The sequence below is a fragment of the uncultured Senegalimassilia sp. genome (assembly GCF_934636665.1).
GTDB lineage: Bacteria > Actinomycetota > Coriobacteriia > Coriobacteriales > Eggerthellaceae > Senegalimassilia.
This window is the reverse complement of the sequence record NZ_CAKUAT010000008.1, coordinates 74,157-89,555: the sequence shown is the minus strand read 5'-3', so window position 1 is coordinate 89,555 and position 15,399 is coordinate 74,157. Positions and strand designations below refer to the sequence as shown.

Here is a 15,399-nt window from a genome sequence, read left to right as displayed (position 1 = left end):
GCCCTCCTTCTGAAACGCCCGCCGAAACGGCGGGCGGATTGGCTATACGGGAACCGCCACCTTATCGAGGCCAAGGTCCTCTGGCAGCCCGAACACGATGTTAGCGCACTGAACAGCTTGATTAGCAGCGCCTTTACAAAGGTTGTCTATAGCTCCGACGGCAATGAGCATGCCAACCCGCTCATTGACGGCAAGCCCGATATGAGCGCAATTCGTGCCCACGACGGAAGACGTCTTGGGCATAACCCCTGCATCGAGCACGGTTACGAACGCGCTGTCTCGATAGAACTCTTTATAGCTCTCGACGATCTTCGCCACATCGCGCGTTGCCCCAGCCGCCAAGGGCAGGTTCACCGTAGACAGAAGGCCCCTGTTCAGCGGCGCCAAATGAGGGGTGAACACCAAGCGGTCGGAAACGCCCAGGATCTGCTCGATTTCAGGCGTATGGCGATGCGTAGCAACGCCGTAAGCCTCGAGATTTTCGTTGGCGAAACAGAAATGGGTGCGCGCCGTAGCCTTCTTGCCTGCACCCGTCACACCTGAAATGGCATCTACGACAATCGGAGCTTTGTCATCGACAAGGCCGAGACGCACGGCAGGCGCTGCAGCAAGCGTGGTTGCCGTGGGATAGCAGCCAGCGCAACCGACGACCGCCCCTTTGCCTTCCTTGCGCTGCTGCGCGGCGGCGACAAGATCGTCGGGGAACAGCTCGGGCAAGCCGAAGGCGGCGCGCTTGAGCAGCTCGGTTTGAGTATGAGGGACTTTGTACCACTGCTCGTAAACCGCAGGGTCCTTTAAGCGGAAATCGGCAGACAGGTCGACCACCACACCCCCACGATCGACGATACGAGGGGCCATTGCCATTGCCGCGGTATGAGGCACGGCAAGGAACACGACATCGCACTGATCGAGAGCCGGGTCGTCATGCCTGGAGAAGGCAAGGTCGGTTGCTCCCGTGAAGCAAGGGTATTCCTTGGCCACGGGGGTTCCAGCAAGCTCATTGGAGGTAACGGCGACCAATTCGAACTCGGGGTGCCGCAGCGCAACTCGGACCAGCTCTATGCCAGCGAAGCCGGCTGCACCGACAATACCGCATTTGATGCTCATACTATGCCCTTCCCATTCGAGGTGTAATGGTACGTTGGGACCGCCTGTTCAAGCATGCGAATAGCTTCCCCATCAGTTGCCGAAAGCGCGTTTTCCAACTCATCGAGCTTCGAGGCAACCTGATCATAGCTGATTTCCTGGCCCGTGGAGATCATGATGGACTGGTTATCGGTGGGAAGCGTGCTCTCCTCGTCCATGAGCAGTTCCTCGTACATCTTCTCACCTTCACGCAGACCCGTAAACTCTATTTTGATATCCACGTCCGGCGTAAGGCCTTGCAGTTGGATAAGGCCTTTTGCCAAATCGACGATCTTGACGGGTTCGCCCATATCCAAAATGAAGATCTCACCGCCATGCGCCATACCTCCCGCTTGGATAACCAATCGCGACGCCTCGGGGATGGTCATGAAGAACCGCTCGATATCCGGATGCGTGACGGTAACAGGCCCACCGGCGGCGATTTGACGCTGGAAGACGGGAATCACGCTGCCGTTAGAGCCAAGCACGTTGCCGAAACGCACTGCGGTGAAAATGGTTTTCGACGTACGCGCATAGTACTGCACGATCATTTCGCCCATGCGCTTGGTCGCCCCCATGACGCTCGTGGGGTTAACCGCCTTGTCGGTGGAGATGAAGATGAAGCGCGCCGCCCCGTATGCATCAGCGGCACGAACGGCATTCAACGTGCCGAACACGTTGTTGTGAACGGCCTCGCGCGGGCAATGCTCCATAAGAGGAACGTGTTTATGGGCAGCCGCATGAAACACCGCGCCCGGGCGATATTTCGCGAACACCTCATTGACGCGCTCCTTGTCGCATACGTTACCGATCTCGATGACGATATCGATGTCGTCGTATTCGGACAGAAGCTCGTTGCGCAGCATGTACGCATCATTCTCGTAAATGTCGAAGATGACTATGCGAGCAGGCGCCACCGTGCACAGCTGACGGCACAGCTCGCTGCCGATGGAACCGCCGCCGCCAGTGACCAGCACGGTTTCACCGGCGATATAGCCGGAAACCGCACGAGTGTTCAGAACGATCTCCTCGCGACCAAGCAGGTCCGCCACATCGACGTCGCGCAGGCTTACATCCCCGATTTCATCAAGGGACAAAGCGCGAACGTTGGGCAGCGTGCGCAAACGGCAATCCGTTTTCGTGCATTCGCCGTAAATGCGCTTACGCTCCTCGGGCGTGGACGAGGGGATAGCTACGACGATCTGCTCGATATCGTAGCGATCAACCAGATCGACGATGTCGGAGGTTCCGCCAGAAACCTTCACGCCATGGATGCGTTGACCTCGCTTCGCAGGGTCGTCGTCAGTGGCGACAATGGGGATACCGGGCATGAGCGGATCTTTCGACGCCATGCGCCCGATTGCCAGCGAGCCCGTTTCGCCCGCGCCGACCACCAGCGTGCGCGGGCGATCGCACGTGCGCTGCGACGAGGCGATGGCCCTTCCCTTTTGGCGCATGAAGCGGAACACGAAGCGGATACCGCCCATGAAGAAGATCAAAAGGAAGCACGAAACGACGAAAACCCTGATAGGAAGCCTAGTGCCGATAATCCACAGAAACACGGCGCCGCCCAACGTGCCGAGCACGGTTGCGCCGACGATTTGGATGACCTCATCGATGCTGGCATATTCCCATAAATTGTTGTACAGGCGAAACGTCGCCAAAACCACGACGTTGATAAACGCGAGAATACCCAATACGAAGTAAATCTCGTTATTGACGAACACCTCTCCCTTAACGTTGGTGAGAATAGATGCAAGCCAATACGACAGATACGTGGCGATGATGTCGAGCAGCAACAAAAGCGCTGTTCTTTTTGTGATATGCACGTCCAAACCCGGCCCCGTCTTCATCTTCAAATAGAACAGTTCATAGTGTCAGATTACCTACAAAGGCTGCCGACTGAAGGCCTATTGTAGCCAAACTGGCGTATGATTGCAGCGATATTACCGGCCAAGGAGCTTGTTACATGAATATTCCAGCCCCCGAAAACCATACCGACGCCACCCCCGGCGACGTCTCCCAACCTGCTCGTAACCACAATATCGAAGCGCTGACGGCTTTCTTCCGAAGCGGCATAAAACCCGCTGAATCGCACGGGAAACTGGGCATCGAGCTGGAACAGACCATTGTGCGCGCTGACGGCTCCCCTGTCTCCTATAGCGAGGAGAACGGCGTTGCGCATTTGCTTGAACAGCTAGGAGAATCCTATCCGCAAGCGACCGTAGATGAAGAAGGCGACCTTCTTGGCGTAGCTCGCCCAGGAGAGGCGATCACCATCGAACCTGCCGCCCAAATCGAGCTATCGGCGGGTCCGTTCGATGACCTGCAAAAAGCCCTGGAGACGTTTACCGCATATCGGAAAACGCTTGATGAGCTGCTTGCCCCCAAAGGCATGCATGTGGTGGCGCAAGGATACCATCCCACCGCCACGGCACGCAGCTTGGACCTGATACCTAAGCGCCGCTACGCATTCATGAACCGATATCTTGGCGCAAAGGATATCTACGGCCCCTGCATGATGCGAGGCAGCGCCTCAACGCAGATCTCCATCGACTACACAAGCGAGCAGGACTGCCTTCGAAAAATGAGGGTCGCCTATGCGCTTACTCCTATTTTGAGCTTGATTTGCGACAATTCGCCGGTATTCGAAGGCAAACCCCGCTCGCACAAGCTGATGAGGACCGACATATGGCGCCATACCGACAGCGACCGATGCGGCCTTGTGCCCGGTGCCCTTTCAAGCGGCTTCACGTTCGAAGACTATGCGAAGTACGTGTTAGACACGCCCGCTATAGTGGCGCCCGATGAAAACGAGGGCTGGCGCTACTGCGAGCAGACCTTTGGACAACTGTACGCCAACAAGCCGATGACCCGAAAGCAAGTAGAGCACGCGGTTTCCATGCAATTCCCCGACGTGCGGCTGAAAACGTACTTGGAGATCCGCCCGGCGGACTCTATGCCCATCCCCTATGTGATCGCCTATGCCGCCCTTATCAAGGGCTTGTTCTACGACGAAGACAACCTGCAGCAGCTTGAAGCCCTTTTCGCCGATGTAGACGCCGACGCTTTCGAAATGGCGAAAGATGCCCTGATGGAACGCGGCTACAATGCTGATGTTTACGGAGTGCCGGTAGCCGACCTGTGCGACCGCGTTATCGGGTTGGCTGAAAACGGCTTAAACCCCGATGACCGCACGCTCCTTAAACCCCTTTCCGACCTTGTGGCCCAACGGATCACGCTTGCCGACCTAGCAGAGAAGGAAACCGCAGAGGCGTAAAGCAACGGCAAAGGAACTTTTCGCGGTTCCCCCGTCATTACCGAGCCCGGCTTCAGGTTTGTCGGGTAGACTTAACCGAGCGAAATACCCATACGACAGGAGACGTTTCGATGAGCAACAAAGGCAAAAAGGTCAAGGTTCATTACACCGGCACGCTGGACGACGGTACGAAGTTCGACTCTTCCCTGGATCGCGGCGAGCCCTTGGAGTTCACGTGCATGGCCGGGCAGATGATCCCCGGATTCGATGCGGCAGTTGAGCTCATGGAGGAGGGCGAGACCAAAACCGTGCACATCCCCGCTGCCGACGCCTATGGAGAGCGCAACGAGGAACTGGTGCAGCGCATCCCCTTGGATCAGATCCCCAACGGCAACGAGCTTCCCGTTGGCCAGACGGTATACATGCAAAGCGGCGACGGCCAGATCTTCCCCGTGTTCGTGCAGTCGATCGAAGACGGCGTGGCAACCTTTGACATGAACCACGAACTGGCAGGCAAGGACCTGAACTTCGAGATCACGCTGGTGGAGATCGAAGGCTAGTCGATATAGCTTTTCAAGGTACCCCAGGCCGCTCGTTCGAGCGGCCCTTTTCATTGCAGGACGCTATGCCGCCTGCAGCCGATCTATAAGGTTTTCCACCCTGTTGAGAAAATCACCCTCACAAGCTTGATTAATCCTATCGACCCTGGCGATAAGGCGCTCTTGGCACGCTTCTTCCAAAGCATCGGGAACATACAAGCCCATGGACGCGGCTCGCACCGCCGCAAGCCTGCCAACGGAGTCGGCCGAAGGAAACGCTTCTTCGCAGCTTACGAACGAGCAATCGCAACGAGGCAACGATTGCGCCCCCGCCTTAGAGGTCGCGCTTTCCGAGGAGGTGCCGAGAATCCCAAGGCTCGAATCGCCTTGCCTCGACGCCGGCGCTTGGTGCGTCAGATGCCAGAACGCGCTTGCAAGGACCATGTAGCGCTCGCAGCAATCCCAGGGGCCTTCGAGCCATACGCGATACGAAAGCCCCTGCGACCAGGGAACGCAGCCGAACAGGCGCCCGCCTTCGGAGACATCTTGCCGCACTGCGCCCGCAGACAAGTCTGCCACGCGGGCCCGCACCAAACGCTCGATGCTTGCCTGGCCCCGTCGCGCATGCACGACGAAGCGTTCTTCGGGGAATATGCACAGGGCTTTGCCGCTTTTGCGCTTCACCACGCAATCGAGCATGGCGTCCAAAGCGCGGCCCATGCGCTTGCGAGCAACGCGGCGTTGCTGCGGAGTGGACTGACCCCACCCCGGCAAATGACGCGCATAACCCTGCTCGACCATGGAAAGCAGCGTTTCCCTATCGCAGCACAGAAAGGCATCCTGTAACGTGGGAACCTGTTTTCGAGACACCGACTGCGCATCCCAAAGAAGATCAGAGCACAACATGTCCGACCTCCTGCACAAGGGACACCGCATCGGCGCAATCCATAACGCATGCACATCGAAGCGGGAAGGCGCCGGGCAAGACCTGATCAAGCGCGGATCCAAACCCCAGCTGATCGAACTCCCGCCAATCATCAGCGCCTTCTCCGTCGCATCCCACCGGGATAAAGCCCTCTTCGAACAGCTGATACTCCATCGAATCGAGCGCATCGCGCAACTGACAGAGCGGAAGCGCCGCTATAACCACCAATGCACCTGGTTGCGCGCAGCAAGACACAGACCCGTTACCGGACATGGCAAACACCTTCTTCGATTGTTCCAAAAACGGAGAGGATCTTGCAAGCGTGGAACGGGCAGCGAGGAACACCGCTGCCATCTACGGGCGACCTTGGAGGGAGGCGCTTGCACTGGCTCTGATGTGTTGACGGGAGTATAACACGATTTCGTACGTTTGTTCGTTATAAAGTTGAAAAAAATCCCGGCAAGGGAGGACGCTATTGCCCAATTCCCCCTGCCGGGATGAAAGATTACCAGCTCAGAAGCTCATAGCCGGTTTCCGTGACCACCAGCTGCACTTCCCACTGAGCGGAGGGCTTGCGGTCCGCCGTGCGAACGGTCCAGCCATTGGGGTCGGTCATGTCGATCTTATGACCCCCCATGTTGATCATGGGCTCGATGGTGAAGCAGCAGCCCGGCGCCAGCACCATGCCCGTTCCGGGCTCAGACACGTGGCTGACGAAGGGATCTTCGTGGAACTCCAAGCCGATACCGTGGCCGCCGAACTCGCGCACCACCGAGAAGCCCTGCGCGTGCGCGTATTCGTGCACCGCAGCGCCCACATCGCCCAAAAGCCCCCACGGCTTCACCGCGGCAAGACCGGCTTCCAGCGCCTTCTTGGTTTCCTCCACAAGACGGCGCTTCTCGTCGGACACCTCGCCGATGCAGAACATGCGTGAGGAATCGGAATAGTAGCCGTCCAGGATGGTGGAGCAGTCGACGTTGACGATATCGCCGTCTTTCAGCACATCGTCGGGCGACGGGATGCCGTGGCAGACCACTTCGTTGATGGACGTGCAGACGCTTTTCGGATAGCCCTCGTAATCAAGGTCGGCCGGGATGCCGCCATGCTCGACGGTGTAATCGTAGATCCACTTGTCGATCTCCTCGGTGGTGACGCCCGCTCCGATGCGCTCCGCCACAAGATCCAGCACGCCGATGTTGATGGCGGCGCTTCTCTTGATGCCCTCGATCTCCTCCGGCGTTTTCAGCAAGCTGCGCTGGGGAACCTCGAAGCCCTGCTCATAGAGGCTTTGCAGGCGCTCGTCGAAATCAAGGTGGCACTTCTTGTATTTACGCCCACTGCCGCACCAACACTCGTCGTTGCGACCGGGGCTTTTCAGATTGTCGTACATACCGCATCCTTTCGTTTGCGCCCTATTGTAACGCTGTTAGCCATGGTTAAGTCTTAGAATCCGCCTGAAACAAGGAAACCGCCGGGCATGGACTCGGCGGCTTCCCTAGCGCGTGGGCTGATCGCCTTTACGCGCGGACCTCGGCGCCGGTGGCGCCGCAGACCTTCTTCACCAGCTTCGCATGCGCCTTATCGACCTCTTCGCCGGTAAGCGTGCGATCGGCGGCGCGGTACGTCAGCGCGTACGCCATGGACTTCTTGCCCTGGCCGATGCGCTCGGAATCGCGGTACACATCGAACAGGCGCACCTCGGCCAGCAGCTTGCCGCCCGCAGACGACATGCACTGCTCCAGACGCTCGTGCGTGACATCCTCGTCGACCACGAACGCCTGGTCGATGGAAACGGCCGGGAACGTGGGCACGTCGACGTAGTCGCGCGCAGGGCGGCAGGCCTTAGCGAGCGCCTCGACGTCCAGCTCGAAGGCGACCACGGGCGCCTGCGCGTCATAGGCGGCGCAAGCCAGCGGATGCAGCTCGCCCACCCAGCCGAGCACCGTGCCGCCGGAGAGCACCTGGGCGGCGCGGCCGGGCTGCAGATGCGGGGCCTCCTGCGCGGACAGCGCCTTGTAGCGGACCTTCGGGATGGCCAGCTCGCGCATCAGGTTCTCCACGACGCCTTTGCCGTCGAAGAAGTCGAACGCCGCAGGCTGCACGTTCCAGGCAGCGTCGCCGAATGCGCCCGCCATGACGCCGGCCAGGCGGCGGCGCTCCTTGGGCTGCTTCTTGCCTTCGTGAGCGAAGAACACCATGCCCTGCTCGTAGAGCTGGATGTTCTTCACGCCGCGAGCCTGGTTGTGCGCCACCGAGCGCAAAAGGCCCGGGATGATGCTCTGGCGCATGACCGACTGGTCGGAGTTCATGGGGTTTATGAGCTCCACGGGATCGCCCAGCCCCTCGACGGGCATGCGCAGACGCTCGAGCTCGGTGGGCTCGGCGAAGGAATACGTCATGGTCTCGTTGAGGCCGGATGCGGTCATGGTGCGGTTGACGGCATCCAGCACGTGCTCCATATGGGAGCGCACGCCGAAGCGGCCGCGGCCGCCGGGCAGCGTCTCGGGGATGAGGTCCATGCCGTACAGGCGCAGCACCTCCTCGTACAAGTCGATCTCGCGCGGCAGGTCGGGGCGGAACGTGGGGGAAACCACGTCCAGCACGTCCTCGTCGGCGGTGTTCTCGACCTTGCAGCCCAAACGCTCCAGAATCTCGACGATGAACTTGCGCGGGATCCGGGCGCCCATCATGGAACGGAAGCGCGGGATGCGGAACTTCAGCTGCGCAGCAGTGCTGGGCTCGGGCCACACGTCGATGATGCCTTGGTCGTCGGCCGCAGCGGCGCTTACGGTACCGCCGGCAACCTCCACGATGAGCGCGGCGGCGGCGGCGGAACGCGCCTCGATGCCGTGGTCGTCCACACCGCGCTCGTAGCGCATGGAGCTTTCGCTGATAAGTCCGAGGTTGCGGCTGGTACGGCTGGTGCGGCCCGCCTCGAACGTGGCGGCTTCCAGCAAGATGTTCACCGTATCGTCGGTCACCTCGGTGTCAAGGCCGCCCATGACGCCCGCCAGGGCCACCGCGCCCTGCTCGGGGGTGGAGATGACGGTCATGTCGCTGGTAAGGGTACGCTTCTCGCCGTCGAGCGTGGTCAGCGGCTCGCCGTCCTGCGCGGCACGCACCACGATGTGCGCACGGCCATCGGCGTTCTTCAGCTTGTCCAGGTCGAACGCGTGCAGCGGCTGGCCGAACAGGAACAGGATGTAGTTCGTGACGTCCACAATGTTGTTGACGGAGCGCTGGCCGATGGCCGCAAGGCGCTCGACCATCCAGTCGGGGCTGGGGCCCACCTTGCAGCCGCGGATGACGCGCGCCGTGTAGCGCGGGCAGCGCTTGGCATCCTCGACCGTGATCTGGACCTCTTCGTCGACAGGGGTTGCGGAGGCGTCGAGCTGGAGCTTGGCGGCCATTTCCGCCAGCGGGTCGTTCCAGTCGCGACGATACATCGCGCCCACCTCGCGGGCCAGGCCGGCAATGGAGAGGCTGTCGGGGCGGTTCGGGGTGATCTCCAGGTCGAGCACGGTGTCGGTGAGACCGGCGTACTCGGCGAACGGGACGCCCACCGGGGCATCTTCGGGCAAGATCATGATGCCGTCATGGTCGCCGCTCAGACCGAGCTCGCGCGCGGAGCAGTTCATGCCGAAGCTGGCGACGCCGCGAAGCTTGGACTTCTTGATCTTCACATCGCCGGGCAGTTCCGCGCCCACCATGGCGGTGACGATATGGTCGCCCTCGTCGAAGTTCTGCGCGCCGCAGACGATCTGCAGCGGCTCGGGGTTGCCTTCCTTATCGACGTTGAGCTCGCCCACGTCGACCGAGCACACCCACATGTGATCGGAGTCGGGATGATGCTCCTTTTTGAGCACCTTGGCGGTTACCACGTGGTCGAACGCGGCTCCAAGCGTCTCAACGCCCTCCACGCCCGTTCCCGTAAGGTCGAGCTTGTCGCAGAACGCCTTGATGTCCGTAGGGACCTCAACGTATTCGTTCAGCCATTTCAGCGATACTTTCATGACATTCTCTTTCTATGACATCGGACATAGCCGACGAAAATCAGTGGGGCGGCCGAGCTTGCCGAAATCGGCCCAGATGGCGAAGCGCGCCGCATCGACCGCATCCGATCAGCCGAGCGAGGCGATTGCTTGCGTCGAAAGCGGGGAGCTCGAGCCGGGCTCCGACCATCCGCGCGGTCAAGCGATTCCGACCGCCGTCGAGCAGACGAAGCTAGAACTGGCGAAGGAAGCGCATATCGCCCTCAAGCAGCATGCGCAGGTCGGGGACGTTGTACTTCAAGCACGCAACGCGCTCGACGCCCACGCCGAACGCGAAACCCGAATACTCCTCCGGATCGATGCCCGACATGCTGAGCACGTTGGGGTCGACCATGCCGCAACCCAAGATCTCCAGCCAGCCCGTGCCCTTGCACATGCGGCAGCGCTCGCCGTCGTGCAGATGACCCGTGCCGCCGCACACGCCGCAGCTGACGTCGGCCTCGGCGGAAGGCTCGGTGAACGGGAAGTAGTGGGCGCGGAAGCGCGTCTTGCGATCAGGGCCGAACATCTGCTTGCAGAAGTAGTCCAGCGTGCCCTTCAGGTCGCCGAACGAGATGCCCTTGTCGACGACCAGGCCCTCGATCTGCGTGAACTGCGGCAGATGACTGGGATCGGCGACGTCGCGGCGATACACCTTGCCCGGAGCGATGATGTAGATGGGCGGCTTCTGCTGCTCCATGACGTGCACCTGCACGCCGGAGGTCTGCGTGCGCAGCAGCACCTTGGACTCGCCGCGCACCGCGGACTCCTCGCCGGAGCGGTCGATCACGTAGAAGGTATCCTGCATGCTGCGGCTGGGATGGTCGGCCGGGGCGTTGAGCGCCTCGAAGTTATAGTAGTCGGTTTCCACCTCGGGACCTTGGGCCACGGTATAGCCCAAGCCCAGGAAGATCTCGGAGATCTGGTCGGTGATGGCGTTGATGAGATGGCGCGTGCCCACCTGCTGGCCGCGGCCCGGCAGCGTGACGTCGACGGCCGCCGCGTCGATGGCGGCCTCGAGCTCCTTGGCGGCAAGCGCACGCTTGCGCTCCTCGAGCGCCGCCTCCACGGCGCCGCGCACCTCGTTCACCGCCTTGCCCACGGCAGCGCGCTCCTCCTTCGCCACCTGGCCCATGCCGCGCAGGTAACCCGTCAGCGTGCCGGCCTTGCCCAGCACCGCCACGCGCACCTCCTCGAGCGCGGAAGTGTCCGCAGCCTGTTCGATGGCGGCCAGCGTGCTCGTGCGCAACGCCGACAGCTCGTCCACGATTGCCATGTGTCCGATCCTTTCCACATTTGCCGATGGCCACCGGATGCGGCCAATAAAAAAGAGCCCTCTTCGCCTATGGCCTGGGATGACCCAGCCCAAGGACGAGAGAAGGCTCTCGCGGTACCACCTTGGTTGACGGACGCGCACCTGCACGAACCGCCCGCTTCATTCGCCCCGATAACGGAGGGCACCCGCCATGGCCTACTAAAACGTCCGCGCTTGCCGCGCCCCGCTTTCAGCCCTGATGCTCGGAAGGGAATCGACGCGCTTGCCGCCCGGGTCCTTTCAGCCGATGAGACCCGTCTCTGCCGACCGCGATGATGCGCGCCGCTGTCTTCGTCTATGCATGTGCTTACGGAGTATACCGCAAACATCGGCGATTCGTCGCGTTTTCCATATCGCGCGCACCCGATGCAAGAAGACATAGCCCTCGTGGAAACAAGCCAGGACCATCCGGCGTTGGAACGGGCGAGGCCGCAGCATATCCCGCAATCCGGCTGCATCACGCCGACAAAGCACGCCCGAATCACGAATCGACCGATGACGACATCGAGCTGATCTTGGCAGAGAAGAGTCCAGCGTAGGGATCGGGCGGCAGCTCGACCATCACGCAACCCCCGCAAAGCAGTAGTACCATGGGCTCCTGATCGAAACACGAGAAGGAGCCCTTTTCATGACAACTCCCGTCATCCGCCTTGCAACCAGCGCCGACTCCGACGCCATCTTGGGCATCTATGCGCCCTATATAGACACATCCATAACGTTCGAGGAGGAGGTGCCCGCACGCGAGGCCTTTCAGGCCCGCACGGACGGCGTGCTTTCCGCCCACCCCTACCTGGTTGCCGAGTTTGACGGCAAGGTGGTTGGCTACGCTTATGCCCACGAGCTGCGCGAGCGCGGCGCCTATCGATGGAACTCCGAGCTTTCCGTATATCTTGCGCCCACCGCGCAGGGCCATGGGCTGGGCGCCGTGCTATACCGCGCGCTCATCGAGCTATGCGCCGCGCAGGGAATCAAAGCGGTGTACGGCATTGTGACCAGCCCGAACGACCCCAGCCAGCGCCTGCATGAAGGCCTTGGCTTCGAGGTGATGGGGCATCAGCGCCACGCCGGCTTCAAAAGCGGTCAATGGCATGATGTCACCTGGTACGTGAAGTTCTTGACCGACCGGTTCGAGGACGACCCCGCTTCCCCAGTTCCCTTCCCGCTGCTATGCGACCAGCAGCCGCAGGCAGTGAAGGATATCTTGGATCGAGCGAACTCGTCCCTACGATAAAGCGCGACGGCTCGGGTATGCCGAGCGCAACCCGACCTGCACGCGATATTGCCCGCCGCCCGCTGCGCAACGGGCGGGAAACCGTTAGGTAACGCCCGCCAGCACACATCCCGCCCATAAACAAAGAACAGTACAGTAGGTATCGCGCCCCGCAAGGCAGCAAACTCACCTTGCGGGGCGCGATACGCCGCATCACCGAAACGTTAGGCATTTCATGAAAGACTTCTTCCAACGATTGGCTCAACGCACCGCCGTGTGGATGCAGGGCCGCTACGGCAACGACGACCTTGGCAACGCGCTGGTAGCGCTGGGAATCATCGCCATGCTGGCTTCCATCCTGCCGCACTGCGGGTGGCTTTCCTATGTCGCGCTTGCGGCGATGGCGCTGGCCATTTGGCGCACCTGCTCGAAGAACATCGGGAAACGCCGTCAGGAAAACCAGAGCTATCTGCGCTTGTCCGCCAAGCCCCGCCGTAGCTACGAGCTTGGGAAGAAGAAATGGTCCAACCGCAAGACCACGAAGTACTTCCGCTGCAAGAACTGCGGACAGGAGCTTTCCGTACCCCGCGGGAAAGGCACGATGCGCGTGGTGTGCCCGAAGTGCAAGACGGAGACGAAGATGAAATCGTAACAAGCGGCATTTTACCGATAAGCGAAACCGAGAAGCCGGTGAAAAGCGCCTGAAAAGGCGCTTTTCAGGCTTATAAGGCAAAACCATGCCTCTACGGAATATGCGCTCCCCGATATTGCTCAAGCAAAAAATGGAAAGCGATCTTCGCGGCGGAGCTCCTCCCAACGGCCCTATCACTCAACGCTTCCCGACGCGCACGCCGATATACACTGCACGCCGCAAGAAGCCGCGCATCGCGCTCAAGTCCTTACCGAACAGGTGTTATCTTCGCTTTCTCAAGATGTCCGTGACCACCCAGATGGACAGCACCAACGCGCCCAGATATCCGAAGAAGGACAGCACGGGAACCCCGAGAACGCGCGGTTCCATAGTGGACAGGGCCACCATGGACGAGCCGATGAACAGGCCTGCCACTATGATGCCCAGCGACAGTCTGTTGATGATGATCGAAAGGCTGCGCATGGGCGCCTCGGAGCCCAGAACCTCCATGTTCACCTTCATCTGCCCACGCGTGAGCATATGCAGCGCCTGACCTGCATATTTCGCCGTGTCCAGCGTACCCGAGCCTGCAGCGCGCAACGCCAGCGCCAGCTCCTGCATAGCGCTTATCATCTCGGCCTTCATGTCCTTCGTGCGCTGGATATGCGCGTTGATGATGGACACCATGTTCTCATTGGGGATGAGCGGCATGACGGTGCCCTCAAGGGTGACGATGCCACGTGACACGCTGGTGATGGACGGCGGCAGCGTGACCTTGCATTGACGCGTAAGGTTCAGGATATCCGAAAGCAGCTGACCGACGTCGATGGCGCTGACATCGCACGAACCGTAATCTTTCAGCAGCAGATCCAGGTCTGCCAGGAAACGCGTATGGTCGATGGCGTTGTTGTCACGTTGGATGGCGAACGCCAACAGCGCATCTTTGAGCTCCGAGGCGCTTTGCATGCCCACCGCCTTGATGATGGAGCCGAACCCCGCGCGGTCACGCGGGGACAGGCGGCCCATCATGCCAAGGTCGATGTAGACGATCTTCCCGTCGCGCACCAGCATGTTGCCCGGATGCGGATCGGCATGGAAAAAGCCGAAATCCAACACCTGTGTGGCATAGTTATCCAGGATCTTCTCGCCGATCTCCTGCAAGTCGTATCCTGCAGCGCTCAGCTTCTCGAAATCGTCGATGGGGATGCCGTCGACGTACTCCATGACCAGGATGTTCTCGCGGCACAGCTCCGGATACACCTTCGGACACGCGATGAAGGCCACATCCTTGTTCAGCAGCGCGAACTCCTGCAAGTTGGCCGCTTCGCGCTTGAAATCCGTTTCCTCGAGAAACGTCGCCCACAGTTCCTCGACCACATCGCGCAAGTCGAGCATCTGCCCGTCTTTGATGAACCGCGACGCCTGCCGAGCCACGATACGCATGATGTCGATATCCTGCGCCATGGTGGCGCGCACGCCTGGCCGCTGGATCTTCACCGCCACCACGCTGCCGTCGGCAAGACGCGCCTTGTGCACCTGCGCCAAGGAAGCGCTTCCGAGCGGCTTGGGGTCGATCTCGGCGAAGATCTTTTCGCGTTCGTCACCGTAGATAGAGTCCATGGCCGCAAGCATCTCATCGAACGGAAGCGGCTTCGACCTTGCCTGCAGCTTCTTCAGCTCATCGCAATAAGCCTTGGGCAAGATCTCCGAACGGGTGGAAAGCGTCTGCCCGATCTTCACGAAGCTGGGGCCCAAACCCTCCAGCATGCTGCGGAAGGATTCGGGCGTGAACCCCTTCGTGAAGTGATGCTTCTGCATGATGGTGTATATCTCGCGCAGCCTTTGCGTGCGCGATTTGCGCGTAAGGTTGAACTGCCCCTCGGGGTCCACCTCGGAACCCGACGAGAAGAAGTATTTCAGCAGCGTGTTGTCGGCCATGGAAGCACGCGACCCCTATTGCTCGGCGGACGCTTCGGCCTGCTCGGAAGGCTCCTGGGAGTCCTCGGCTTGCGGCTGCTCCTGCACAGGCTGCGCCGCCGGGCGCGCCGCGATCTCGGCCGCCTTCGCGGCGAAGGCCTCGCGCTCCTCGGGAGTCATGACCGACATGCGCGCCTCAAGCGCATCGAAGCGCGCGGACTGCGCGGCGCTGGCCGCCTTGTGCGCAAGCTCGGTGTTGATCTGTTTGCCCTGCTCGACGGCAAGCTCGCCCTTCGCGATAAGCGTGCTCACCAGATCCGTGGCCTTCTCGCCCGTGATGGCCATAGCCCCCACGCCAGCCAGGAAAATATCTTTGAAACCATCGCCGATCGTTGCCATATCAGATTCCCCTTTCGATACGCTCGCACATTCGGCAAGCCCCTACGA

Annotated in this window: 13 protein-coding genes; 4 read left to right on the top strand and 9 right to left on the bottom strand. The window is 60.7% G+C overall.

Annotation, left to right across the window (positions count from 1 at the left end; translation table 11 throughout):
- Positions 1 to 42 precede the first annotated feature (42 nt).
- Both argC and Q0G75_RS04750 read right to left on the bottom strand, forming a co-directional pair.
- Complete coding sequence (argC, locus tag Q0G75_RS04755; protein ID WP_294415660.1) at positions 43 to 1,107, bottom strand: N-acetyl-gamma-glutamyl-phosphate reductase; 1,065 nt, start codon at positions 1,105 to 1,107, stop codon at positions 43 to 45.
- On the bottom strand, positions 1,104 to 2,927 hold the full coding sequence (locus tag Q0G75_RS04750; protein ID WP_294361494.1) for a nucleoside-diphosphate sugar epimerase/dehydratase: 1,824 nt from the start codon (positions 2,925 to 2,927) through the stop codon (positions 1,104 to 1,106). The genes argC and Q0G75_RS04750 overlap by 4 nt, the downstream gene beginning before the upstream one ends.
- Before the next feature lie 167 nt (positions 2,928 to 3,094).
- Here Q0G75_RS04750 and Q0G75_RS04745 point away from each other — a divergent pair, with 167 nt between their 5' ends.
- Together Q0G75_RS04745 and Q0G75_RS04740 are read left to right on the top strand one after the other, a co-directional pair.
- On the top strand, positions 3,095 to 4,405 hold the full coding sequence (locus Q0G75_RS04745; protein ID WP_294415662.1) for a glutamate-cysteine ligase family protein: 1,311 nt from the start codon (positions 3,095 to 3,097) through the stop codon (positions 4,403 to 4,405).
- A gap of 110 nt (positions 4,406 to 4,515) precedes the next feature.
- Positions 4,516 to 4,944 carry a peptidylprolyl isomerase gene (locus Q0G75_RS04740; protein WP_294415664.1) on the top strand — a complete coding sequence of 143 codons (429 nt, stop codon included), beginning with the start codon at positions 4,516 to 4,518 and terminating at the stop codon, positions 4,942 to 4,944.
- A gap of 63 nt (positions 4,945 to 5,007) precedes the next feature.
- Here Q0G75_RS04740 and Q0G75_RS04735 read toward each other — a convergent pair whose 3' ends face one another.
- The 5 genes from Q0G75_RS04735 to pheS all read right to left on the bottom strand — a co-directional run bounded on the left by Q0G75_RS04735 (position 5,008) and on the right by pheS (position 11,155).
- Positions 5,008 to 5,829, bottom strand: a complete 822-nt coding sequence (locus Q0G75_RS04735) for a hypothetical protein (protein WP_294415666.1) — start codon at positions 5,827 to 5,829, stop codon at positions 5,008 to 5,010.
- The gene (locus Q0G75_RS04730; protein WP_294415667.1) at positions 5,816 to 6,121 is read right to left on the bottom strand and encodes a hypothetical protein; all 306 of its coding nucleotides are present in this window, start codon (positions 6,119 to 6,121) and stop codon (positions 5,816 to 5,818) included. Before Q0G75_RS04730 ends, Q0G75_RS04735 begins: the two co-directional genes overlap by 14 nt.
- 232 nt (positions 6,122 to 6,353) lie before the next feature.
- On the bottom strand, positions 6,354 to 7,238 hold the full coding sequence (locus tag Q0G75_RS04725; RefSeq protein ID WP_294415668.1) for a methionyl aminopeptidase: 885 nt from the start codon (positions 7,236 to 7,238) through the stop codon (positions 6,354 to 6,356).
- 127 nt (positions 7,239 to 7,365) lie between these two features.
- Entirely contained in the window at positions 7,366 to 9,861 is a 2,496-nt protein-coding gene (gene pheT / locus Q0G75_RS04720) for a phenylalanine--tRNA ligase subunit beta (RefSeq protein ID WP_294415669.1), read from the bottom strand.
- 211 nt (positions 9,862 to 10,072) lie between these two features.
- Positions 10,073 to 11,155, bottom strand: a complete 1,083-nt coding sequence (pheS, locus tag Q0G75_RS04715; RefSeq protein ID WP_294415671.1) for a phenylalanine--tRNA ligase subunit alpha — start codon at positions 11,153 to 11,155, stop codon at positions 10,073 to 10,075.
- 667 nt (positions 11,156 to 11,822) lie between these two features.
- Between pheS and Q0G75_RS04710 the strand changes: the two genes are divergently transcribed.
- Both Q0G75_RS04710 and Q0G75_RS04705 read left to right on the top strand, forming a co-directional pair.
- A complete protein-coding gene (locus Q0G75_RS04710; RefSeq protein WP_294415672.1) occupies positions 11,823 to 12,425 on the top strand; it encodes a GNAT family N-acetyltransferase in 603 nt (200 codons plus the stop codon).
- A 214-nt stretch (positions 12,426 to 12,639) separates the two neighbouring features.
- Positions 12,640 to 13,056: a hypothetical protein gene (locus Q0G75_RS04705; protein WP_294415674.1), complete on the top strand. Its 417-nt coding sequence runs from the start codon at positions 12,640 to 12,642 to the stop codon at positions 13,054 to 13,056.
- A gap of 261 nt (positions 13,057 to 13,317) precedes the next feature.
- Here Q0G75_RS04705 and Q0G75_RS04700 read toward each other — a convergent pair whose 3' ends face one another.
- Both Q0G75_RS04700 and Q0G75_RS04695 read right to left on the bottom strand, forming a co-directional pair.
- On the bottom strand, positions 13,318 to 14,973 hold the full coding sequence (locus tag Q0G75_RS04700; protein ID WP_294415676.1) for a lipopolysaccharide core heptose(II) kinase RfaY: 1,656 nt from the start codon (positions 14,971 to 14,973) through the stop codon (positions 13,318 to 13,320).
- A 15-nt stretch (positions 14,974 to 14,988) separates the two neighbouring features.
- A complete protein-coding gene (locus tag Q0G75_RS04695) occupies positions 14,989 to 15,351 on the bottom strand; it encodes a hypothetical protein (protein WP_294415678.1) in 363 nt (120 codons plus the stop codon).
- Positions 15,352 to 15,399 lie beyond the last annotated feature (48 nt).